The sequence below is a fragment of the Rhodosalinus sp. FB01 genome, assembly GCF_041365715.1.
Classification (GTDB): Bacteria; Pseudomonadota; Alphaproteobacteria; order Rhodobacterales; family Rhodobacteraceae; genus Rhodosalinus.
Window position 1 is genome coordinate 104,815 of sequence record NZ_JBGFSH010000002.1, and the last position, 21,162, is coordinate 125,976.

Below are 21,162 nucleotides of genomic sequence, written 5' to 3' on the forward strand. Positions count from 1 at the left end.
GTCGCGCCTCAGGCGGCGCGGCGGCGGCGCGCGCCCAGCGCCGAGGTCAGCACGTCGAGTTCCGGATCCATCCGCATCGAGGCGGCCTTGCGCCGGTGCCAGTCGAGTGCGCGGGCGTGGAGTTCGGCGAGGACCGGATCGGCGTGCAGTTCCGTGCGGATCGCTTCCGTCGCGGCGTCGTAGCGCGCGATGCTGGTGTCGGGCGCCTCGTTCAGATCGAAACGGTCCCAGTACTCGACACCGAGCACGTGGTGGGAGTGGTTGGCACGACCGCGCGCCCGCTTGACGAGGAAGCTGTCCATGGAGCGCAGCGCGTAGTGGTTGACCTGGGCGAGATCGAAGACGGGCGGGTTGCCGGTGCGGGTGCCGCCGACATGGTAGCGCGCGCCGCCCGGGAGCACCGCGATCTCCTCTCCGCGGCGATCCTTCGGCATCACCGGCGCGTGAAGGCCCATGCGGCCGAACTTTTCCTGGTTGGTGAAGATCGACTTCACGAACTTGCCGGTGTCGGGCCGCGAAACCGGGTCGTGGGGCAGTTCGGCCATGCGGAACTGGCCCGTCACCGGCGCGTCGGCGATCCGCTCGATCCCGGCGGAGCCGAAAATGCGCCACGGCACAGAGATCACGTCGGCCCCGCCGCCCGAGCCCTCGACCAGCGCCCGCACCGACCCGTCGCCCATGTGGATGTTCAGAAACTCGTCCACGTCGCAGACGAAGACCCAGCGCGCTTCCTGCACCTCCTTGTAGCGGCGCGCCTGACGCAGCGCGCTGCGGTGGATGCCGCCGGTGCGGATCGCGGTCGGATGGTGGCGCACCAGCCCCATCGCCTCGAGCCGTTGCAGGATCTCGACGGTGGTATCGGCGCAGTCGTTGGTGCAGACGACGATCCGGTCGAAGCCCAGCGCACGGTAATGGGCCATCCATTCGAGGATGTAGGGGCCCTCGTTCTTCATGGTCGAGACGACCGTGTAGAGGTCTCTGCTCATGCCATCTGCCCGGGCGGCCCTTCTGTTTTCCGTTCGGCCTGCCGTTAACCAGATTAGCACCCCATAGCTTGCGGAACAACGCCGGAGCGACGCTTCATGTAGAAGTATGGCGTTTCGGCACGGTGAAGAAGAAATCTTCCGGCATCGTCCCGTTCAGCACGGCGTCGGGGATCGCGTCGGGCCCGGCGAGGAAGACGCCCGCGCCGAAATGGCGGTGCAGGCGCGAAAGCCTGCGCAGGCGCGCCCCGGTGAGGGCGGCATAAAGCGCGGCGTAGTCCTCGCGCGTCTTCAGCTCCGCGATCTTGCGGCGATGGCGCGCCACCGAACGGAAATGGGCGTCGCGGATCTCCGGGTCTTCCATCAGGCGCGCGAATTCCGCCTCGGCCATGGGAAGCCGCGCCTGGATCGAGCGATCCTCCTCGGCGTTGTTGTTCATGCGGAACCAGTAGGCGAGGCCCTGGTCGCGATCGACGTGGTTCACCCGGCCCCGCTCGCGCTTGACGAGGAAGCTCTCCGCCGAGCGCACCGCGTAGTGGTTGAGCGTCACGAGATCGTAGCCCACGGTCTCGGCGGTGGAACGCCAGGCGTTGCGCCACTCCGTCTCGGACATGGGACGCCCCGAGCCGTTCACCCAGTCGATCTGGTCGACCAGCTGCGGGCGCAGTCCCTTCGGCCGGTGGACGCCGAGCTTCTTGAAGATGCCGAGATTGCGGAAAAGCGTCTTGAACCCCCAGGCCTGGTGCGGCTTGCGCGTCATCACGGGGGCGCAGCGGGTGAAGCGGCGGGTGATGAACTCGTCGCGGAACCCGGTCACGTCGGCGTTGCCGAAAAGCCGCCAGGTCATGGAGATCAGGTTGGCCCGGGGAACCGCGGCGAAGAGATCCTCGAGACGGCCCCCGCCCACATGGACGTTGATGAACTCGTCGACGTCCATGCAGACGATCCAGCCCGCGCCCCGGACCACGGGCTCGGCCTCCGCGGCGGCCAGGGCGGCGTGCTGGGGCTTCAGCCCGGTGCCGCGGAACGGGTTCTCGCGGTGCTGGACGAGGCCCTTGTGCTGGAGAAGCTCGAGCAGGGTGTCGGTGCCGTCGGTGCAGTCGTTGGTGTAGACGAGGAAATCGTCCACCCCGATGGCGCGGTGATAGGCCAGCCATTCGAGGATGAAGGGCCCCTCGTTCTTCATCGTCGTCACGGCGACCACCCGGTCGCCTTGCGCCTCGGGCGGCGTCGGGTCGATGGCCGGCATCCGCAGGGGGCGGGCGCCGAACTCCTCCGCGATCCCGAGCAGCGCGGGCGCCTCCACGAGGCTGGATTTCGGCACCAGGCGCGAGACCTTGGCCGCCTCCTTGCCCGTCTCTCCGTATCGCACGGCCATGCACCGGTAGAAACCGAGATAGGTCATCGGCACGGCCGCGCCCACGACCCGGATCATGCGCCACACCGCGTCCCGTGGCGCGACGTCCGGCGCGATGCACCAGCGCCGGTGGCGGCTGGTGTCGTCGAAGCGCAGGCAGGTATGATCGCCATGCCCTGCACGGGCGCCCTTGCGCAGGCCCCAAGGATAGGCGCGCCGGCCGCGCAGAAGCACCGTCCCCTGCGGCGCCGCCACGGCCTGGTCGAAAAGCGTGGCCTCCGCCGGGACCGCCGGCGCCCCCTTCAGACGGCCGAGCGCCCCCGGCATCGCCGGCACGAGATCGGTGACGTCGAGCGCGGCCACCGCCCGCGCCCGCGCGAGAAAGCGCCAGCGGACCAGTTCGTGGAAGGATTGCAGGCCGAGCGCGGAACGCCACGGATCGGGCGCGGGCGGCGTCATGCGATCCTTGCCCGGCGCGTCGGGCGCGTGGAAGGGATGCGCCTCGGCGCCGCGCCCCGGCTTGCCGAGCGGGATCGGCGCGCGCAGGAGGACGACCACGAGATCGTCGCACCCGGCCTCCGCCAGCCTTTCGCGCAAGGCTCCGGCGAAGACGGCCGCCTCTTCGGGCGGCGCGCGGTCGAGGATCACCGCGCCGCCGGCCCCGTGCACCCGGCGGTGCCATCCCAGCCAGTCGCCGACGGCGGCGGGCGATTCCCCGTTGCGCTCTCCGAGCAGGCAGTTGCGGCCGGAGAAGAGCGCGGTTTCCGGCGCGACCGGGGACAGCGCGCCCGGGTCCGGGGCGAGGCGGGGAACCGGACCGGGGGCCAGCGTCACGACCTCCGCGCCGCCCAGTGTCCCACGCTCCAGGATCCGCGCGGTGTCCGGCCCGGCAAATTCCAGCGGCGCGGTGCCGGGCGCGGAGAACATGCGGAAGACGTCGCCGCCGGGGCTTTCGGGATCGGGCGCGATGCAATCGAGCAGGTATCCGCCCGGCACGCGCCGCGCGCCCAGTTCGCGTTCCAGGACCGTCATCGCGCTTGCCGTCCTGCCGCCCGCCTCATGCGCTCAGCACCTTCACGCCCGGCATCCGGCGCAGGGCGGCGAGGTCGCGCTCGTAGCTGTCGGCGAGCGTGCGGACGAAAGCCTCGTCCCAGCCGGGCACCGAGATCACCTGGTAAAGCTGCTCGGGCGGCACGAACTTGTCGACATAGGCCTCGAACACGCCGGCGAGGAAGGCGGGATCGAGATTGTCCTTTGCCGCGAGGAACGTCTCGAGGCTTTGCAACGCCTCCGCGGGCAGCAGGTCGGCCAGGCCGTCGCAGAGCCCATCCGTCACGACCATCTCGGGAAGGCCCGCGGCGACATGCATCAGCACCGGCCAGGTGTAGGGCTGCTCCTCGCGGGACCAGACGACGACCGGCACGCCCGGGTTGGCCTCCACGAGGCGGCCGATCACCTCCGCCCAGCTCAGCGCCCGCGGGTCGGCCGAGGCGATCTCGGCGCGCAGCCGGGCCGTGGCGTCGGCCTCCGGGTCGCGGGCGAGCGCCGCGCTCACGAGGGCGAGCGGCTGCGCGACCGCGACCATCAGGGTGCAGGGGATCTCGCCGAACATCGCCCGCCACCAGGTCGGCCTCAGATGCGCGTCGGGCAGAAGCCGCCCATCCCCTAGCAGCCGGTCCGCCCCCCCGAGAAGGGTCGCGTCCGAGAAGAAGCCGTGGCGCGGCTCGTCCGGCAGCCGCAGCCGCTTCCAGATGTCGGACAGTTCCTCGCAGGGCGCCGCCGCGCCCTCCAGCCTTTCGGCGAGCGCCCGGAACTGGCGCCGGTAGTACCGCGGCAGCGGCACGTCGATCCCGAGCGCCTGCAGGAGGGCCGTGTTCCGGCGCAGCGCCGAGAGAAGCGGCCCCTCCACCCCGTCGGCGGCGCCCACGAAAAGCGTCGCGCTGAAGCGCGCCGTCACCTCGCCATCCCCGCTTGCCGCCACCGGCCCTGTCGCGCCGTCCATGCCGCATGTCCCCTCAAAGCCGTTCGCCGTCCGCCCGGGCGGCGGCGAGCATGTCGTCGAGAGCCGGACGCGTGCGCCGGATCTCGTTGTCGATCCTGCGCGTATAGGGCACGTCGCGCAACTCGGGCATCGTGCGCTCCAGCATGAGGTCGTTGACGTGGAACGCGTCGCGGATCGGCGGGGGCAGCGAGATGAAGGCCTCGAGTATCGCCCTGTCCGCGCTCGGCGTGCCGTAGAAGTTCCGGTTCGTGGCGTAGAAAAGCGCGCCCTGCCCGTGGGTCCGGAAATGTTCCAGGCTCGCGAAATCGAGCGCGCGCCGCCGCGCGGGCTCCGGCAGTGTCCCGAGCCAGCCTGCATAGGCGTTCCTGAACCAGGGGTCGGTTTCCGCCCAGTCATGGCCGATCATCAGCATCCGGACGCCGATCGTGGTGCTGTGCGCCCGCCCGCGCGAGCGGTTGAATTCCGCGATGCCCTTTCGACGCCAGAGAACGGCCTTGGACAGGTCCGTGACGTTGCCGCGCAGCACCGTGCCGCCCGGGGGCAGCGCCTGGCGCACCTCGATCTCGGGCTTCTTCTCGCCCGGCCCGCCCGGCAGCAGCCCGAGCGCGATGCGCTGGCGCGCGTTCATCCGCGCGGCGAAACGCTTCGATGTGCGAAGGCCCGTCTCCTCCACAACATCGATCCGGCGCAGCGCGATGCCGGCGCGCGTCGCAAGCTCGCCCGCGATGCGCATGTCCATCATGGTGTTGAAGTTGGTCCGATGCACGAAGGCAAGGTCGATCCGGTCGAGGAACGGGGCGCAGAACGCCAGCAGCAGCCGCGCGTCGGCGCCGCCCGTCAGCGGAAGCATGGCCGGCGTGATCGCCTCCGTCAGGGCGCCCAGAACCTGCCGGTGGCGCAGGACGGCGCGGTCGATCCGCTCTTCCACCGCATCGCGGTCGAGCGGACAGGTGAAATCGGCATCCGGCGCGGGCCAGTGCCGGTGCGCGACGAAACGGCCAAGATCCAGGAAGTGGTTGCACATCAGGCGCTTCGCGTGCCGATCGGGGGTATGCCCGAAGGCGAAGCGCCCGCCCGCGCCGGGCCCGGCGATGTCGAACGCGGGATAGTCCGTGTTCGGCTCGACGGGCCTGTCGAGCGCCATGTAGAGCGTCGCGCCGACCAGGCGCGCGCGCGGCTCGTAGACCGCGCCCAGACAGCCGCTCGGATCGAGATAGAGCCGCGCGAGCGCCGGCGCGACGATGACGAAAGCGTAGCGCCCCCCGCAGGCCGAAAGTGCCTCGGCCAGTCGCGACGGGTCGCGCGCCCGCGCGAGGTGATCCGCGAGAACCGCATCGGTCACGAACCGCCCCGCCCCATCCACCGCCTGCCCCATGAGCGCGACGTGCAGCCCGGCCTCCGGCAGCGCGGCGCGCGCCCCCGGCAGGGCGGGCCCATGGTGGAGGTGCCAGCGGCCGAGCGGAACATGGGAAAAACCGGGCAGATCGGCGTGGGACGTTTCGGCCAGCACCCATTGCTGGCTGAAGCCGTCGCGGAAATTGTGGCTTTCCGCCTCGCAAAGCGCGACGGCCTGAAGGCGCAGGATGCGCGTGGCGGGGGCCGCGCCCTCCCTCGCCATGCGCTACCCCCCGCGCCGGCGAAGCTCGGCCTGCGCTGCGCGCATAGCCTTGCGGAAATGCGGCGCCCGGCGGCGCGCCAGGATCGCCTCGCAGTAGCGGATCACCAGGCTGGGGCGGTTGCGCGCCTCGATCCGGCGCAGAAGTTCCTTTTCGTAGCGCGGGTTGCCCCGCCGCGCGCGCATGTGGCGGTAGAACCGCAGGGGCGTCAGGCGGTTCTCGACGCAGTCCAGGACGACCGGCTTCAGGATGCCGAGCCTCAGCCAGAGCGAAGCGATCCTGTGGCCCATGTGCCGGCAGTAGAATTTCCTGACATTGCCGCCCTGGAAAAGCGCCGCGTGCATCGCGTCGAGCTGAGACGACGGGTCGAAGAAGAGATGCACCCGGCGCGCCGCCGCCGTCATCTCCGGCGCGAAGCCGTAGCGGCCGGTGAAATCGCGCCGCCAGACCCGGTGATAGCGCGTTTCCCAGCTTGCGACCTCCCGCGAAAGCGTGGCCTGCGGCGAGATCGCGATCACCGTGGCGCCGGGCGCTGCGGCCGAGAAGACGCAGGCCGCGTAGCCGCCCATCGATGCGCCGTAGAAGACCACGCGCTCGAAGCGGTCGAAGAACCCCGCGTCGCGGAGCCGGTCGAAGAAATCGAACACCGCCGCGTCGCGGTACCAGGTCCAGCCATGCGCCATGAGGCCCAGCATCGACCAGCCCTGGCCCGAGACGAAGCCGTAACCCCAGGGCATCCGGTCGGCGGCGTTGTCGCGCACGTGGTCGAGGTTCTCGAAGGTGACGATGAGCGTCGGGCCCGCCTCCACGAAAAGCGCCGAGTGCTCCGACCCGATCTCCTCGTAGAAGCCGCGCTCCGCGCCGATCCGCGCCAGCGCCGCCCGCATCTCCGCGCGTGCCGCGGCCGGGGTGTCCGCCGGGGTCTCGAGCGCCTCGGACACGGGCTCAGCCGGCCTTCTCTATGAGCACGCGGCGGCGGTTGCCGCGTCGGTCGATCTCGCGCAGCGCGCCGAGATGGGCGAGCTCCGCGCACTGGGGCGCGAACCGGCCCTCGCGCAGGTCGAGAACGATGCGCCCGCCCGGTGCCACGTTGCGCTCGAAAAAGCGCATGTAGGCAGCGACCGGAAAGTGGAACCCGCAGGCCAGAAGGCTCACCGCGAGATCCACCTCGCCAAGGGCGTGCACGTCCTCCCGCTCCGGGTTGAGCGTGCGCACCCGCTCCGCCGGCACGCCGTTGCGGGTGAGGAACGCCCTTGCCCGGGCCAGGTCGGAGTAGGCCGCGCCCTCTTCGGCGAAACCGAAATGCCGGCGATCGTTCTCCTCGATGTCGATCAGGATCACCTCCGCGCCCGACTCGCGCGCTGCGAAAAGGTCGAAGACGCCGTAGCCGCACCCGATATCGGCGACCCGGCGGGGCGCCGGGGCGCCGAGCGCGGCCATGAGCGCGCGGTATTCCGCGCCGATGTCCGCCACGACGCGGGCGGGGATGTCCGCGCCCTTCTCGGCCACTGCCGCCTCCAGCGGGGCGGCGTCGCCGTGCGTCCACGCCTTGACGAGGCGTCCGACGCGCTTCACGTCCCACAGCACCTCGGATCGCTGAAGCACGAATTTCAGGTGATCGTCGGGACCGAACATCGCGTAGTCGAGCGTGTCGGGCGCGATCGCGTCCGGGCCGGCAAGGGCGTCTGGCGTCATGTTCCGGACCCTCCCGCGGCCGCGTCGCGAAAGAGCTCGGTCGCGCCCTGCTCGATCCGCTCGCGGCACGCCTTCACGAAACGCTCGTCGACCGCGTGGCGGCGGCAGAGTTGACCGACGCTTTCCTCGCCCCGCAGCGCCGCAAGCCCGATCTCGGCGCGGAACGCGGGGTCGTCGCGCCGCGCGGCGGCGGGCCGCGCCTTGGGCGGGATGGGCGCCGCGCCCGGGTCGATCCCGTGCTTCGCGATGAGGCCCTCCATGTAGCTGCCCCGGCGCGGGCGGTTGCCCTCCTTCTCCTCGAGGCGCGGCTTCATGCGCCGGGCCCAGAAATGCACCCCCCGCGTCTCGGGGCCGAGGCGGGAGGGGATGTCGAACCGGCTCTGGATCATGTGGTTCCGGTGCTTGAAGGAGACGGGGTAGAACACGCTCTGCGGCCGGGCGTGGCCGATCTCCCCGGTCTCGCGCAGGAACCACGTGACGGCGGCCGGGCCGGTGAACCCCCAGTCCTGCTCGGTCATGTGCACCGGCGCCCCGGCATCGCGCGCGGCCTCCAGCTCCTGCCGCTGCCAGGGCTTGAGCCACGGCGCGATGGCGTACTCGTCGCGGAAGAAGTCCAGCAGACCGTTGAGCGTGGGCGAATCCGGCGTCAGCCCCAGCACCGCGTTGCACACCAGCCCCTCCTTCTCCCATCCGAAGACGTGCGGCGTCTCGAAATCGAAGGGCCTGTGGCAGTACATGTCCGCGTCCACCCAGATCTTGCGCGTGTTGCGCAGGAGGTGGAGGCGCCAGAGATCGGCGTGGATCGCCGGGCTTCCGGTCCGGGCGTGGCGCAGCATCGGCTCGCCCGGAAAGATCTCGGCGGCGTTGCCGGGATGGACGCCGGGGGGCAGGTTGCCGACGGGCGCGTAGCTGTAAAGCGTCACGTGGTGGCCCGCGTCGGCAAAGGACTTCAGGCAGAGCTGCTCGAGCCAGGAGAGCCGCCCGCCGATCCAGAGGCTCGCAATTTCCGGGAGTGCCGCCATCCGCGCCCGTATACCGCCCTCTTCGCGCCTGCCATCGTGTCGCACCGCCGCCGACCCGCGTGGCCTGCGCCGATCTGTCGGGCGCTTCCCCGCCTCTTGGCGTATAGTGCCGGAAGCGGCAGTCTGCGGCAACCGTCCGATTCGCGGCCCGGTCACGGCGCGGCGCGGATCGGCCCGCAATTTCGCCGCAAAACGGCACTACCCCCTCGGCCAGAGGCCGGCGACAGACCGACGAACGAGTGATCCGATGCCCGACGCCCCCCTGCGCGACACCGAGCTCCTGAGCGGCCTCGACAGGCCGGAATGGCTCAGGCAGTTCGCGGCGATCACCCGCGCGAACGGGCATTTCCAGGTGCTCGATACGCGCCACCTCGCCGCCTACGTCGATCACGGCGCGACGCTTCTCGTCACCTTCGAGACGCTCGAGGGCATCCGCGCGCTCTCCGAACGCCACGAGCCGCTTGGCTGGGATTTCGTGCGCGCGGATGGCTGGTCGCATCTCGCGATCATCAGCGACGGCGATACCTGGTTCCGGTCCCAGGGCGTCTACGATTACGTCGACACGCTGATCGACGAGGCATTCTTCGACGATTTCGAGCGCGTTGTCGTCTACGGGGCCGGCCCATGCGGTTACGCCGCGGCGGCCTTCTCGGTCGCTGCGCCCGGTTCGGTGATCCTCGCCGTCCAGCCCCAGGCGACGCTCGACCCCGAGATCGCGGGCTGGGACGACCGCTTCGTCGAGATGCGACGGACCGATTTCACCGACCGCTTCGGCTTCGCGCCCCGGATGGCCGAGGGTGCCGAGGAGGGGTTCCTGATCTACGACCCCTTCGAGCGGCTCGACGCGATGCACGCGGCGCTTTTCCAGTCGGACCAGGTCGCGCGCCTCAAGTTGCGCCACATGGGCGATGCATTGCAGACCGATCTCATGGAGATGCGGCTTCTGACGCCGCTGCTGCGGGCCGCCGCCGACGGCGCGCTCGACGCGAGCCTTTTCCACGAATTGCTGCGCGCGCGGCGCGAGCATCTGCCCTACCTCCGCCGGCTTCTCGCCAAGCTCACCCAGGACCGCCGCGACGGCCTCGCGCGGCGGCTTTGCGCCAACGTGACCGCGCGGCTGAACGCGCCGCGTTTCGCCCGGCGCCTCGAAGCGCTGGAGGAGGCTGCCACGGCGGAGAAGGTGGGCGCCGACTGAGCCGCGGGCCGCGGGCTCTGGCGCGCCGCGGCGGGATTGTGTAAGCGCCGCATCCATGACCGAGACGCTGACGCTTCGCCGGCCCGACGACTGGCACCTCCACCTGCGCGACGGCGCGGTGCTGCGCGCCGTGCTGCCGGAAACCGCGCGCCACTTCGCCCGGGCGATCGTGATGCCGAACCTCGTGCCGCCGGTGGTCACCGCGGCCGACGCGCGGGCCTACCGGGACCGCATCCTCGCCGCGCTGCCGGCGGGCATGTCGTTCGAGCCGCTGATGACGCTCTACCTGACAGAGGACACAGATCCCGACGACGTGGTGAGCGCCCATGCCGAGGGCCTCGTGACCGCGGTGAAGCTCTACCCGGCCGGCGCCACCACGAACTCCGCCTCGGGGGTGCGCGATTTCGGGCGCGTGCGCGGGGTGCTCGAGCGCATGGCCGAGGCGGGCGTGCCGCTCTGCGTGCATGGCGAGGTGACCGATCCCGACATCGACATCTTCGACCGCGAGGCGGTCTTCATCGACCGCGTGCTCGACCCGATCCGCCGCGCGACGCCGGGCCTGCGGGTGATCATGGAGCACGTGACCACCGCCGACGCGGTGGATTACGTGACATCGGCCGCGCGCGACCTCGGCGCCACGATCACCACGCATCACCTCGTGATCAACCGCAACCACATCCTCGCCGGGGGCATCCGTCCCCATTACTACTGCCTGCCCGTGGCCAAGCGCGAGGCGCATCGCCGGGCGCTGCGTGCCGCGGCCACCTCCGGCGATCCCCGCTTCTTCCTGGGCACCGACAGCGCGCCCCACGTCGACGCGGCGAAGGAAACCGCCTGCGGCTGTGCCGGGATCTTCACCGCGACCAACACGCTTTCGATCCTCGCCCATGTCTTCGAGGAGGACGGGGCGCTGGACCGGCTGGAAGGGTTCGCCTCCCTGCACGGCCCGGCCTTCTACGGGCTCGCGCCGAACGCGGACACGATAACGCTGAAGAAGGGCGCGCCCACCGGCTGTCCGGAAAGGATCGAGACGGCCGACGGCCCGGTGACGGTGTTCGACCCCGGTTTCGACCTGCACTGGCGGGTGGCATGAGCGCGCACACGTCTTTCAAGACGTGTGGCAAGGGGCTTCGAAGCCCCTTGCACGCCCGGCCCAGGCGCCGCCCCCGGACCGAAACGATGCGAGGAAACAGCCGATGATCCCCACCGCCGCCCCGCCCCGCGAAGAGATCGCGCGCCTCGCGGCGCGCATGCTGCTCGAGGTCCGGGCCGTCCATTTCAACGCGGAGGAGCCCTTCATCCTGGCCTCGGGCCTGCCTTCGCCCACCTACATCGACTGCCGCAAGCTGATCTCCTTTCCGCGGGTGCGCGCGGCGCTCATGGACTACCTCGCCGCGACCGTGCTGCGCGAGGCGGGCTTCGAGGCCTTCGACGTGGTCGCGGGCGGCGAGACGGCGGGCATTCCCTTCGCCGCGCTCATCGCCGAGCGGTTGGCGCTGCCCATGGCCTATGTCCGCAAGAAGCCCAAGGGGTATGGCCGCAACGCCCGCATCGAGGGGGTCGTGGCAGAGGGCGACCGGGTTCTGCTGGTCGAGGACCTGACCACCGACGGCGGCTCCAAGCTTTCCTTCATCGACGCGATCCGCGAGACGGGGGCATCCTGCGCGCACACGGCCGTGATCTTCTCCTACGGGATCTTCCCGGAGACCGGGACGCGGCTGGCCGGGCACGGCGTACGGCTTCACGCGCTCACCACATGGCCCGACGTTCTGGCCGAGGCGCGCGCGCAGGGCGCCTTCGATCGCGCGACGCTCGACGAGGTCGAGTCGTTCCTGGCCGACCCCCGGGCGTGGCAGGCGGCACGGGCCGGCACCCCTCCGCCGCCCGAGAAGACATCCTGAACTTGCGACATCTTGTTGCGACTTCCTGCCGATACGCAGGATGTTGAGAAATTTATTTCACAGGAAATCCACAGAAACATACAATTTGCCCGCGCGACGACGGCTCGCCTAGACAGGCCGGACACAAGAACAAGAGGGCAGTCATGACCGAACTCGCGGCGATCAATCCGACCGGGGCCGAGATCGAGGCCCCGGAAACCATGCCGCACTCGATCGAGGCCGAGCAGCAGCTTCTGGGCGCGATCCTGACCAACAACGACGTCTACGACCGCGTGGCCAACCTGATCGGCCCGCAGCACTTCTACGAACCCGTGCACGCGCGGATCTTCGATCTCGCCGCGGCGCGCATCGCCAAGAACAACCTCGCCTCGCCGGTCACGCTCAAGGCCTTCATGGAAGACGACGAGGGGCTGAAGGAGCTGGGCGGGCCGGCCTACCTCGCACGTCTCGCAGGCGCCGCCATCGCGGCCTTCGCGGTGCGCGACGACGCGCAGCTCATCTACGACCTGGCGGTGCGGCGCGAGCTCATCGCGCTTGGCCGCGACATCGCCGCGCGCGCCGCGCGGGTCGACGTGGCCGAGGAGCCGCGCGAGCAGATCGTGGTCGCGGAACAGGCGCTTTACAGCCTCGCCGAGCAGGGACAGGCGCAGTCGGGCTTCCAGTCCTTCCTGAGCGCGGTCACCGACGCGGTGAAGGTCGCCAACGCCGCCTACCAGCGCGAGGGAGGGCTGGCGGGGGTGTCCACCGGGCTTGCGGATCTCGACGCGAAGCTGGGCGGGCTGCACAAGTCGGACCTGCTGATCCTCGCGGGGCGGCCCTCCATGGGCAAGACCTCTCTCGCGACCAACATCGCCTTCAACATCGCCAGGGCCTACCGGCGCGGTGCGCTGTCGGACGGGACAGAGGGCGCGGTCGACGGCGGCGTGGTCGGCTTCTACAGCCTCGAGATGAGCGCCGAACAGCTCGCCGCGCGGGTGCTCTCGGAGGCGGCCGAGGTGCCCTCCGAGCAGATCCGCAAGGGCGACATGACCGAGGAGGAGTTCCGCCGCTTCGTCGAGGCGGCCAAGGCGCTCGAGGCCTGTCCGCTCTACATCGACGACACCCCGGCCCTGCCCATCGCGCAGCTCGCCGCGCGGGCGCGCAGGCTAAAGCGGACCCACGGGCTCGACGTGCTGATCGTGGACTATCTCCAGCTCGTGCGCGGCACCGGCCGCTCGGAGAACCGGGTGAACGAGATTTCCGAGATCACCCAGGGCCTCAAGGCCATCGCCAAGGAGCTCGACATCCCGGTGATCGCGCTCTCGCAGCTCTCGCGCCAGGTGGAGTCCCGGGAGGACAAGCGCCCGCAGCTGTCCGATCTGCGCGAATCGGGCTCGATCGAGCAGGACGCCGACGTGGTGATGTTCGTCTTCCGCGAGGAATACTACAAGGAGCGCGAAAAGCCGGGCGACCACGACCTCGAGGCGATGGCCCGCTGGCAGGAAGAGATGGAACGGCTGCACGGCCGCGCCGAGGTGGTCATCGGCAAGCAGCGCCACGGCCCCATCGGCACGGTGGAACTTGCCTTCGACGGCCGCTTCACCCGCTTCAGCAACCTCGCGAAGCCCTGGCAGCGCCCCGCCGGGGAGAATTTCTGAGCAAGGCACGCGATGCCGCGCGGCCGCACGGCGATGTGACTGGACAGACGCGCCACCCCTTGCGCCAATGGGCCATGCGGTTCGCAGCCCTCATCGCGCTTGCCCTCTGGCCCGCAGCCGCCGCGGCGTGGGAGCCGGACGGCGTGGAGGTGGACCTCGAACTCGTGCTCGCGGTGGACGTCTCGCGCTCGATGTCCCCCGAAGAGCTGGAAATCCAGCGCCGGGGCTATGCCGAGGCGCTGCGCTCGCCCGAGGTGATCGCCGCGATCGAGGGCGGGCTGATCGGGCGGATCGCGCTCACCTACGTCGAGTGGGCCGGGCAGTACGCCCAGCGCGGCGCCGTCGACTGGGCCCTGATCGACGGGGCGGCGGCCGCGGACGCCTTCGCGGACCGGATCGGCGCGCATCTCGAGCCCGCGATGCGGCGCACCTCGATCTCGGGGGCGCTGCTCTACTCCGCCACGCTTTTCGAGCGGAACGGCTTCGACGGGTTGCGGCGCGTGATCGACATCTCGGGCGACGGCCCCAACAACGAGGGCCGGCCCGTGCCCGCCGCGCGCGACTCCGTGCTCTCGCGCGGGATCACGATCAACGGGTTGCCGCTGATGACGCCGGAAGACCGGCTTCAGGTCTGGGACATCGCCGATCTCGACGCGTATTACGAGGCATGCGTGATCGGCGGGCCCGGTGCCTTCGTCATTCCCGTGGTGGGCTGGGACCAGTTCGCCGACGCGGTGCGCCGCAAGATGGTGCTGGAGATCGCGGGGACCGGGCCCGCGCGGTTGTGGCAGGCACAAGGCCGCGCAGACTACGACTGCCTCGTGGGCGAGAAGATCTGGGAACGCTACCGGCGTTACTGGGGCGAGCCCTGAAGAGCCACGAGCCCGCCGAAGGCCGGGCTTTCCTCCCACGCGCCGGGGATGCCATGCAGATGCCGCGCCGCCTTGATCGTCCCGGCATGGGTCACGACGAGCGTGCCGTCCCCGGGCGCCGCGGCCAGCGCCGCCGCCACCCGGTCGCGCAGCTCGGCCACGCTTTCCCCGCCATGGGGGCGCGCGTGCAGGAAATCCGCCGCCCAGGCATCGAGTTCGGCGCGCGGGATCGCGTCCCACGCCATCCCCTCCCAGCGGCCGAAATCCATCTCCGTCCAGAGCGCCGCGACCTCGACATCAAGGCCGCGCGCGGCGCCGATGCGCTCCGCGAGGCGGCGGCAGCGCGAAAGCGGGCTGGTGACGAGGTGGCGGATCCCGGGCAACGCGGCCAGCACCGCCTCCGCCTCCGCCTCGAAGCTTTCGGCCAGCGCGAGGTCGGTCCGCCCGTAGCAGGTGCCCGGCGCGACCGCCGGCGTCGTGTGGCGCAGAAGCGTCAGGCCCCTGCCACGACCCCGAGAAGAAGCCCGAGCTCCGCCATCTGCTGCGTCGCGCCCAGACAGTCGCCGGTGTAGCCGCCAAGCTTGCGCAGGTAGAGCCGCGCGATCCCGCCCGCGAGACCGGCGCCCCCGAGAAGCCCCGCCGCCGCCGCACCCGGACCAAGCACGAGCGCCAGCGCGAGCGCCCAGGCCGCCGCCGTGGCCAGCGCCACCCGGTGGCCCGCCGCGCTCACCGAAGGCGCGACGAACTTCGCGCCGTCGTCGCGGGCATAGTCGAACCGCGCCACCACCGCGACGGGCGCGTAGCGGCTGATCCCGTGGCCCAGAAGCAGCGCGCAGGCGGCCTCCGCCGGGGCGAGCGCCATCAGCGCCGCCGCCTTGAGGGCAAGCGTCAGCCCGAGCGCCAGCGCGCCGTAGCTGCCCAGCCGGCTGTCGCGCATGATCTCGAGCGCGCGCCCGGGCGTGACCCCGCCGCCCAGCCCGTCGGCCGCGTCGGCGAGCCCGTCCTCGTGAAAGCCGCCCGTGGCGAGGACGGTGGCCGCCATGGACAGAAGCACGGCGACGGGCCAGGGCAGCGCCGCGGCCGCGGCCAGCAGGACGGCGGCCCCGATCGCGCCCACCAGAAGCCCCACCGCGGGGTAGTAGCGCGTCGCACGCAGAAGCCGCGCGTCGGAAAACGGCAGGTCGCGCGGCACCGGAAGGCGGGTCAGGAACTGCACAGCCAGCGCGAACACGGCCAGCTCGTCCCGCCAGCCGCCGAAAGGGGATTCCCGCGTCATTGCGACGCTTTAGCCGCCCCACGAGGGGTGGGCAAGCACCGCCGCGCGCGGCGACGGGGCCTTTTGCCTTGACCTCGCTCGCGGGCATGCCAAACACGCTGACATGGCGCAGGCTAAGCTGACGATCGACCTCGACGCGCTGGTGGCGAACTGGCGCGCCCTCGACGCCCTGACGCAGGGCGAAACCGCCGCCGTGGTGAAGGCCGACGGCTACGGGCTCGGTCTTGCGCAGGTCGCCCGCGCGCTGGCGCGGGCGGGGGCCCGCAGCTTCTTCGTCGCCATCGCCGAGGAGGGCGCGGCGCTCCGCCGCATCCTGGGCGAGGGGCCGGAGATCTTCGTCTTCGCCGGGCACATGGAGGGCGATACGGCGCTTCTGGCGGAGTTCTCGCTGGTGCCGATGCTGAACTCCATCGACCAGATGGTGCGCCATGTCGAGGGCCTGCCGGGCGCGCCCTTCGGCATCCAGCTCGACAGCGGAATGAACCGCCTCGGGATGGAGCCGGCCGAGTGGCAATCCCTGCGAGACGTGGCGCTGGAACTCGGCCCGCGCCTCGTGATGAGCCATCTCGCCTGCGCGGACGAGCCCGACCACCCGATGAACCGCGCGCAACTCGCCACCTTCCGCGAGATGACCGACGGCCTTACCGCGCCACGCTCGCTCGCGGCGACGGGCGGTGTTCTGCTGGGACCGGACTACCATTTCGAGATGACGCGCCCCGGCATCGGCCTTTACGGCGGCGCGCCCTTCGACGATGCGCAGCACGTCGTCACGCTGGACGTGCCGGTGATCCAGACGCGCGAGATCGCGGCCGGGGAGACGGTCGGCTACGGCAACAGCTGGACGGCCGAGGCGCCCGCGCGCATCGCCACCATCTCGGCGGGCTACGCCGACGGTCTGCACCGCATCATGGGGCCGAAGATCAGCGTTCACGCCGACGGCGTGCCCTGCCCGGTGCGCGGGCGCATCTCGATGGACCTGATCGGGGTCGAGATCACCCATCTTGAGGAAGCCCCAGCGCATCTTCGGGTGCTGGGCGCGCATCAGGGGGTGGACGACCTGGCAGAGGCGGCGGGAACGCTCGGATACGAGATCCTGCCCGCGCTCGGCGCGCGCGACGTCCGGAGATATTCGCGCACATGAGCCCCACGGCACCCCTCGCCGCCATCGGGCGCACGGTGCTGTCCATGCTCGCCGCGGCCGGCGCGGTGACCTTCTACGCGGGCCGGGTCGTGGGACACCTCTTCCGCCCGCCCTTCTACGCGCGCGAATTCCTGCATGCAGTCGTCCAGATCGGCTGGCTGTCGCTGCCCGTGGTCGGGCTGACCGCCGTCTTCACCGGCGGCGCGCTCGCGCTTCAGATCTACGCCGGCGGCTCGCGCTTCAACGCCGAGGCGGTGGTGCCGCAGATCGTGGCCATCGGCATCGTGCGCGAACTCGGCCCGGTGCTGGGCGGGCTGATGGTGGCCGCGCGTGTGGCATCCTCCATCGCGGCCGAGATCGGCACCATGAAGGTGACCGAGCAGATCGACGCGCTGGTGACGCTGTCGACCCACCCGTTGAAGTATCTCGCCGTGCCGCGCGTCCTGGCCGCAACGCTCTGCGTGCCCGTGCTGGTGGCGGTGGGCGATTCTATCGGGATCCTGGGCGGCTACCTCGTGGGCATCACGCGGCTGGAGTTCAACGCCGCGGTCTACCTGGAGAACACCGCGGACTTCCTCGAACGCTGGGACATCGTCTCGGGCCTCATCAAGGGCGCGGTGTTCGGGTTCATCGTCGCGCTCATGGGCTGCTATCACGGCATGACATCGGCGCGGGGCGCGCAGGGCGTGGGCCGGGCGACCAAGACGGCGGTCGTGTCCTCGAGCGTGCTGATCTTCGCCGCCAACTACATCCTGACCGAGCTTTTCTTCGCCGCATGATCGAGCTTACGGGCATCCACAAGGCCTTCGGCGAGAACCGCGTCCTGCGCGGCGTGGACCTTAGGGTGGAGACCGGGACCTCGATGGTCATCATCGGCGGCTCGGGTACCGGAAAATCCGTGCTGCTGAAGTGCATCCTCGGCCTCGTCGCGCCCGATGCCGGCGTCATCCGGCTCGACGGGAAGGACACGCGCGCAGGCGACCGCGACGCCTTTCTCGCGCGGTTCGGGATGCTCTTCCAGGGCGGCGCGCTCTTCGACTCGCTGCCCGTGTGGCAGAACGTGGCGTTCCGGCTGCTGCGCGGCTCGCTCCGGCGCCCACGCGACGAGGCGCGCCAGATCGCACTGGAAAAGCTGCGGCGCGTCGGGCTCGGCGAGACCGTGCTCGACAAGTACCCGGCCGAGCTTTCGGGTGGGATGCAGAAGCGCGTGGGACTGGCGCGCGCCATCGCGGCCGAGCCCGAGATCATCTTCTTCGACGAGCCCACGACCGGTCTCGATCCGATCATGGCCGGCGTCATCAACGATCTCGTCCGCGAGATCGTGACCGAGATGGGCGCCACCGCCATGACCATCACCCACGACATGACGAGCGTCCGGGCCATCGCGGACAACGTGGCGATGCTGCATGACGGGGTGATCCAGTGGACGGGCCCGGCCACGGACATGGACGCATCGGGCGATCCCTACCTCGACCAGTTCATCAACGGCCGCGCCGAGGGCCCGATCGCCGCGGTGCGCTGAGGCGCTGGCGCGCCGGGACGCGCGCCTCTATCTTCACGGGCAACGGGGAAAGCGAGCGGGCATCGCATGACGGGCTTCGAGCCGAATTACACCGTGCTGAGCTTTCTCGCGCTCAAGCAGTTCGCCTACCTTCCGGCGATCCTCGCGCTCGCCGTGCTTCGCGCCATCGCGGCCGAGGGGCCCAGCCGGGCCTGGGCGGCGGCGGCGGGCCTTTTGTCCTGCGCGGGGATCTTCGCCCTCTTCGGCCCCGCGGTGCTGGGCCTCTGGTCGGGGCCGGTGCACGCGGCCTCCAGCACGCTCGCGCGGGCGGGCGGCGGCATGGTGGTGCTTCTTGCCGCGACGGCGCCGCTGGGCCTCTCGGGCCTGGCCCGCGGCATGCGCTGGCGCTGGATCGACTGGGCGCACGGCCTTCTGGTCCTGGCCCTTCTGCTTCTCTGGCTTCTGACCCGGTAGCGGGATGCACGCGGGCCACCGGATCGGGGCGTCGCGCGCCCGGCACATGACCGCCCTTCGCGTCGCAAATCTCGCGCTTCTGGTGCTTTACCCGGTGGCGTGGTTCGCGCCCCTGATGCGGGCGGGGCTGCTGCCGCTCTTCGGCATGTCGGAGATCAGCGTGATCTCGGGGCTGCAAAGCCTTTGGGGGAGTGACGTGGCGCTCGCGCTTCTCGTGACCTTCTTCGCGCTGCTCGCCCCCTACCTGAAGACCGCGGGCCTCGCGCTGGTGCAGTTCGGGCTGCTGGACATGCGCACCCTTCCGGCGCTTCAGATGCTGGGCAAGCTCGCCATGGCCGATGTCTTCCTGATCGCGATCTACGTCACGGTGGCCAAGGGCATCGGCGTCGGCCGGATCGAGACGGCCTGGGGCCTCTGGCTCTTCACCGGATGCATCCTCGCCTCGATCGTGATCGGGCACCTGACACAGCGGTCGCTGGCCCGCGCGGCGTGAGCGCACCCCGCTTGCGGCCGGGCGCGGGCTCGGGCAGGAAGAGCGCCATGGCCAAGCGCTCCGCCTCGTTCACTTGCACCGCCTGCGGCAACGTCACCTCGAAATGGGCCGGCCGCTGCGAGGCCTGCGGGGCGTGGAATACCATCGTGGAGGAGCGCCCGCGCGCCCCCGCGCCGGGCGGCGCCACGCCGCGAGGCCGGGCGCTGCCGCTCACCGACCTGTCCCATGCCGAACCGCCGCCGCCCCGCGCCGCGAGCCGGATCGGAGAGTTCGACAGGGTGCTGGGCGGCGGCCTCGTGCCCGGCTCGGCGGTGCTGGTGGGCGGCGATCCGGGCATCGGCAAGTCCACGCTGCTGTTGCAGGCCGCGGCGCGCTTCGCGCAGGAGGGGCTGCCCACCATCTACGTCTCGGGCGAGGAGGCGAGCGCGCAGGTGCGGCTGCGCGCCCGGCGCCTCGGGCTGGCCGACGCGCCGGTGCGGCTCGCGACCGAGACGCGCCTGGCCGACATCCTCGCAACGCTGGAGGCCGAGCGCCCCGGCCTTGCCGTGATCGACTCGATCCAGACCATGTGGTCCGACACCGTGGACAGCGCCCCCGGCTCGGTCACGCAGCTGCGCGCCGCGGCGCACGAGCTCGTCACCCTGGCCAAGCGCAGCGGCATCGCGGTGATCCTCGTGGGGCATGTCACCAAGGAGGGCCAGATCGCCGGGCCGCGCGTGCTCGAGCACATGGTCGACACGGTGCTCTATTTCGAGGGCGAGCGCGGACACCAGTTCCGCATCCTGCGCGCGGTGAAGAACCGCTTCGGCCCGGCCGACGAGATCGGCGTCTTCGAGATGACGGGCGGCGGGCTTGCCGAGGTCGCGAACCCGTCTGCACTCTTCCTGTCCGAGCGCGGGCAGCCCGCGCCGGGGTCCGCGGTCTTCGCCGGGATCGAGGGTACGCGCCCGCTGCTGGTGGAGTTGCAGGCCCTCGTGGCCCCCACGCCCCACGCCCAGCCCCGGCGCACCGTGGTGGGCTGGGATGCGGGCCGCCTCGCCATGATCCTCGCCGTGCTCGAGGCACGCTGCGGCATTCCGTTCACCGGCCTCGACGTCTATCTCAACGTGGCCGGCGGCATGAAGATCGGCGAACCCGCCGCCGACCTCGCGGTCGCCGCGGCGCTTCTGTCGGCGCGGGAGGACGCGGCGCTACCCGCCGACACGGTCGTTTTCGGCGAAATCAGCCTCTCCGGCGCGCTGCGCCCGGTGGGACAGACCGAAAACAGGTTGAAAGAGGCGCAGAAACTTGGTTTCACCGCGGCCATCGCGCCCGCGGGCGGCGCGCCCGCTGCGGCGGGCGGGCTGAAGCTCACGCAGATGGAGGGCCTCGCGGCCTTCGTGGGCGAGGTGTTCGGCGCCGGGTGAGGCGCGGCAGGAGCAGGACGGGCAGCGACATGGAAGGCTTCACGATCATCGACGGGGCGGTGGCGATCGTCATCGTGCTTTCTGCGCTTCTGGCCTATGCGCGCGGCTTCGTCCGCGAGACGCTGGCCATCGCGGGATGGGTCGCCGCGGCGTTCGTGGCCTTCATCTTCGCGCCGCAGGCGCAGCCGCTGGTCAAGGAGGTTCCGGTCCTCGGCTCCATGATCGCCGACAGCTGCGAGCTTTCGGTCATCGCGGCCTTCGCGGCCGTCTTCGCCGTGGTGCTCGTGATCGTGTCGCTTTTCACGCCGGTCTTCTCGTCGCTGGTGCAGCGTTCCGCGCTCGGCGGGCTGGATCAGGGGCTGGGCTTCCTGTTCGGGGTGGTGCGCGGCATCCTGCTCGTGGCCATCGCCTATTTCGTCTACGAGACGGTGGCCGCCGCGCAGGACATCGCGATGATCGACGACAGCCGCTCCGCGCGGGTCTTCGCGCAGATGACCGACGCCATCGAGCAGCGCAATCCGGAACAGGCGCTGGGCTGGGTCACCCGCCAGTACGAGCAACTTGTCGGGATCTGCGACGCCCCGGCCTGAG

Annotated in this window: 21 protein-coding genes; 12 read left to right on the plus strand and 9 right to left on the minus strand. The window is 70.9% G+C overall.

Annotation, left to right across the window (positions count from 1 at the left end):
* Window positions 1–8 precede the first annotated feature (8 nt).
* The 7 genes from AB6A65_RS03195 to AB6A65_RS03225 form a co-directional block, all read right to left on the minus strand.
* Window positions 9–986 (minus strand): glycosyltransferase family 2 protein, encoded by a 978-nt coding sequence (locus AB6A65_RS03195; RefSeq protein WP_371036913.1) that lies wholly within the window; start codon window positions 984–986, stop codon window positions 9–11.
* 94 nt (window positions 987–1,080) lie between these two features.
* The gene (locus tag AB6A65_RS03200; protein ID WP_371036914.1) at window positions 1,081–3,372 is read right to left on the minus strand and encodes a glycosyltransferase family 2 protein; all 2,292 of its coding nucleotides are present in this window, start codon (window positions 3,370–3,372) and stop codon (window positions 1,081–1,083) included.
* Window positions 3,373–3,397: 25 nt separating this feature from the next.
* Window positions 3,398–4,342 carry a hypothetical protein gene (locus AB6A65_RS03205; protein ID WP_371036915.1) on the minus strand — a complete coding sequence of 315 codons (945 nt, stop codon included), beginning with the start codon at window positions 4,340–4,342 and terminating at the stop codon, window positions 3,398–3,400.
* 13 nt (window positions 4,343–4,355) lie between these two features.
* Window positions 4,356–5,960, minus strand: coding sequence for a hypothetical protein (locus AB6A65_RS03210; RefSeq protein ID WP_371036916.1), 1,605 nt, complete (start codon window positions 5,958–5,960; stop codon window positions 4,356–4,358).
* A gap of 3 nt (window positions 5,961–5,963) precedes the next feature.
* Window positions 5,964–6,899 carry a phosphoadenosine phosphosulfate reductase gene (locus AB6A65_RS03215; protein WP_371036917.1) on the minus strand — a complete coding sequence of 312 codons (936 nt, stop codon included), beginning with the start codon at window positions 6,897–6,899 and terminating at the stop codon, window positions 5,964–5,966.
* A 4-nt stretch (window positions 6,900–6,903) separates the two neighbouring features.
* The gene (locus AB6A65_RS03220; RefSeq protein ID WP_371036918.1) at window positions 6,904–7,653 is read right to left on the minus strand and encodes a cyclopropane-fatty-acyl-phospholipid synthase family protein; all 750 of its coding nucleotides are present in this window, start codon (window positions 7,651–7,653) and stop codon (window positions 6,904–6,906) included.
* Entirely contained in the window at window positions 7,650–8,675 is a 1,026-nt protein-coding gene (locus AB6A65_RS03225; protein ID WP_371036919.1) for a hypothetical protein, read from the minus strand. The genes AB6A65_RS03220 and AB6A65_RS03225 overlap by 4 nt, the downstream gene beginning before the upstream one ends.
* A 247-nt stretch (window positions 8,676–8,922) precedes the next feature.
* Between AB6A65_RS03225 and AB6A65_RS03230 the strand changes: the two genes are divergently transcribed.
* The 5 genes from AB6A65_RS03230 (at window position 8,923) to AB6A65_RS03250 (ending at window position 14,280) form a co-directional block, all read left to right on the plus strand.
* Window positions 8,923–9,870: a phosphoadenosine phosphosulfate reductase gene (locus tag AB6A65_RS03230; RefSeq protein WP_371036920.1), complete on the plus strand. Its 948-nt coding sequence runs from the start codon at window positions 8,923–8,925 to the stop codon at window positions 9,868–9,870.
* Between the two features lie 55 nt (window positions 9,871–9,925).
* On the plus strand, window positions 9,926–10,963 hold the full coding sequence (gene pyrC, locus AB6A65_RS03235; RefSeq protein WP_371036921.1) for a dihydroorotase: 1,038 nt from the start codon (window positions 9,926–9,928) through the stop codon (window positions 10,961–10,963).
* Between the two features lie 103 nt (window positions 10,964–11,066).
* Window positions 11,067–11,771, plus strand: coding sequence for an orotate phosphoribosyltransferase (locus AB6A65_RS03240; RefSeq protein ID WP_371036922.1), 705 nt, complete (start codon window positions 11,067–11,069; stop codon window positions 11,769–11,771).
* 143 nt (window positions 11,772–11,914) lie between these two features.
* Entirely contained in the window at window positions 11,915–13,408 is a 1,494-nt protein-coding gene (locus AB6A65_RS03245; protein ID WP_371036923.1) for a replicative DNA helicase, read from the plus strand.
* Window positions 13,409–13,482: 74 nt separating this feature from the next.
* The gene (locus AB6A65_RS03250; RefSeq protein WP_371036924.1) at window positions 13,483–14,280 is read left to right on the plus strand and encodes a DUF1194 domain-containing protein; all 798 of its coding nucleotides are present in this window, start codon (window positions 13,483–13,485) and stop codon (window positions 14,278–14,280) included.
* On the opposite strand, the gene AB6A65_RS03255 is transcribed toward AB6A65_RS03250, so the two are convergent.
* Both AB6A65_RS03255 and AB6A65_RS03260 read right to left on the minus strand, forming a co-directional pair.
* Window positions 14,262–14,840, minus strand: coding sequence for a histidine phosphatase family protein (locus tag AB6A65_RS03255; protein WP_371037240.1), 579 nt, complete (start codon window positions 14,838–14,840; stop codon window positions 14,262–14,264). The two genes, AB6A65_RS03250 and AB6A65_RS03255, sit on opposite strands and share 19 nt — an antisense overlap.
* Window positions 14,774–15,556: an adenosylcobinamide-GDP ribazoletransferase gene (locus tag AB6A65_RS03260; RefSeq protein WP_371036925.1), complete on the minus strand. Its 783-nt coding sequence runs from the start codon at window positions 15,554–15,556 to the stop codon at window positions 14,774–14,776. The genes AB6A65_RS03255 and AB6A65_RS03260 overlap by 67 nt, the downstream gene beginning before the upstream one ends.
* A 103-nt stretch (window positions 15,557–15,659) precedes the next feature.
* Here AB6A65_RS03260 and alr point away from each other — a divergent pair, with 103 nt between their 5' ends.
* From alr to AB6A65_RS03295, 7 genes are all read left to right on the plus strand, one after another.
* Complete coding sequence (gene alr, locus AB6A65_RS03265; RefSeq protein WP_371036926.1) at window positions 15,660–16,697, plus strand: alanine racemase; 1,038 nt, start codon at window positions 15,660–15,662, stop codon at window positions 16,695–16,697.
* Window positions 16,694–17,476, plus strand: a complete 783-nt coding sequence (locus AB6A65_RS03270) for an MlaE family ABC transporter permease (protein ID WP_371036927.1) — start codon at window positions 16,694–16,696, stop codon at window positions 17,474–17,476. The genes alr and AB6A65_RS03270 overlap by 4 nt, the downstream gene beginning before the upstream one ends.
* Entirely contained in the window at window positions 17,473–18,219 is a 747-nt protein-coding gene (locus AB6A65_RS03275) for an ABC transporter ATP-binding protein (RefSeq protein WP_371036928.1), read from the plus strand. Before AB6A65_RS03270 ends, AB6A65_RS03275 begins: the two co-directional genes overlap by 4 nt.
* Window positions 18,220–18,285: 66 nt before the next feature.
* The gene (locus AB6A65_RS03280) at window positions 18,286–18,672 is read left to right on the plus strand and encodes a hypothetical protein (RefSeq protein ID WP_371036929.1); all 387 of its coding nucleotides are present in this window, start codon (window positions 18,286–18,288) and stop codon (window positions 18,670–18,672) included.
* Between the two features lie 46 nt (window positions 18,673–18,718).
* Window positions 18,719–19,165 carry a paraquat-inducible protein A gene (locus AB6A65_RS03285; protein ID WP_371036930.1) on the plus strand — a complete coding sequence of 149 codons (447 nt, stop codon included), beginning with the start codon at window positions 18,719–18,721 and terminating at the stop codon, window positions 19,163–19,165.
* Between the two features lie 47 nt (window positions 19,166–19,212).
* Complete coding sequence (radA, locus tag AB6A65_RS03290; RefSeq protein ID WP_371036931.1) at window positions 19,213–20,571, plus strand: DNA repair protein RadA; 1,359 nt, start codon at window positions 19,213–19,215, stop codon at window positions 20,569–20,571.
* Window positions 20,572–20,600: 29 nt separating this feature from the next.
* A complete protein-coding gene (locus AB6A65_RS03295) occupies window positions 20,601–21,161 on the plus strand; it encodes a CvpA family protein (RefSeq protein WP_371036932.1) in 561 nt (186 codons plus the stop codon).
* Window position 21,162: the final 1 nt, after the last annotated feature.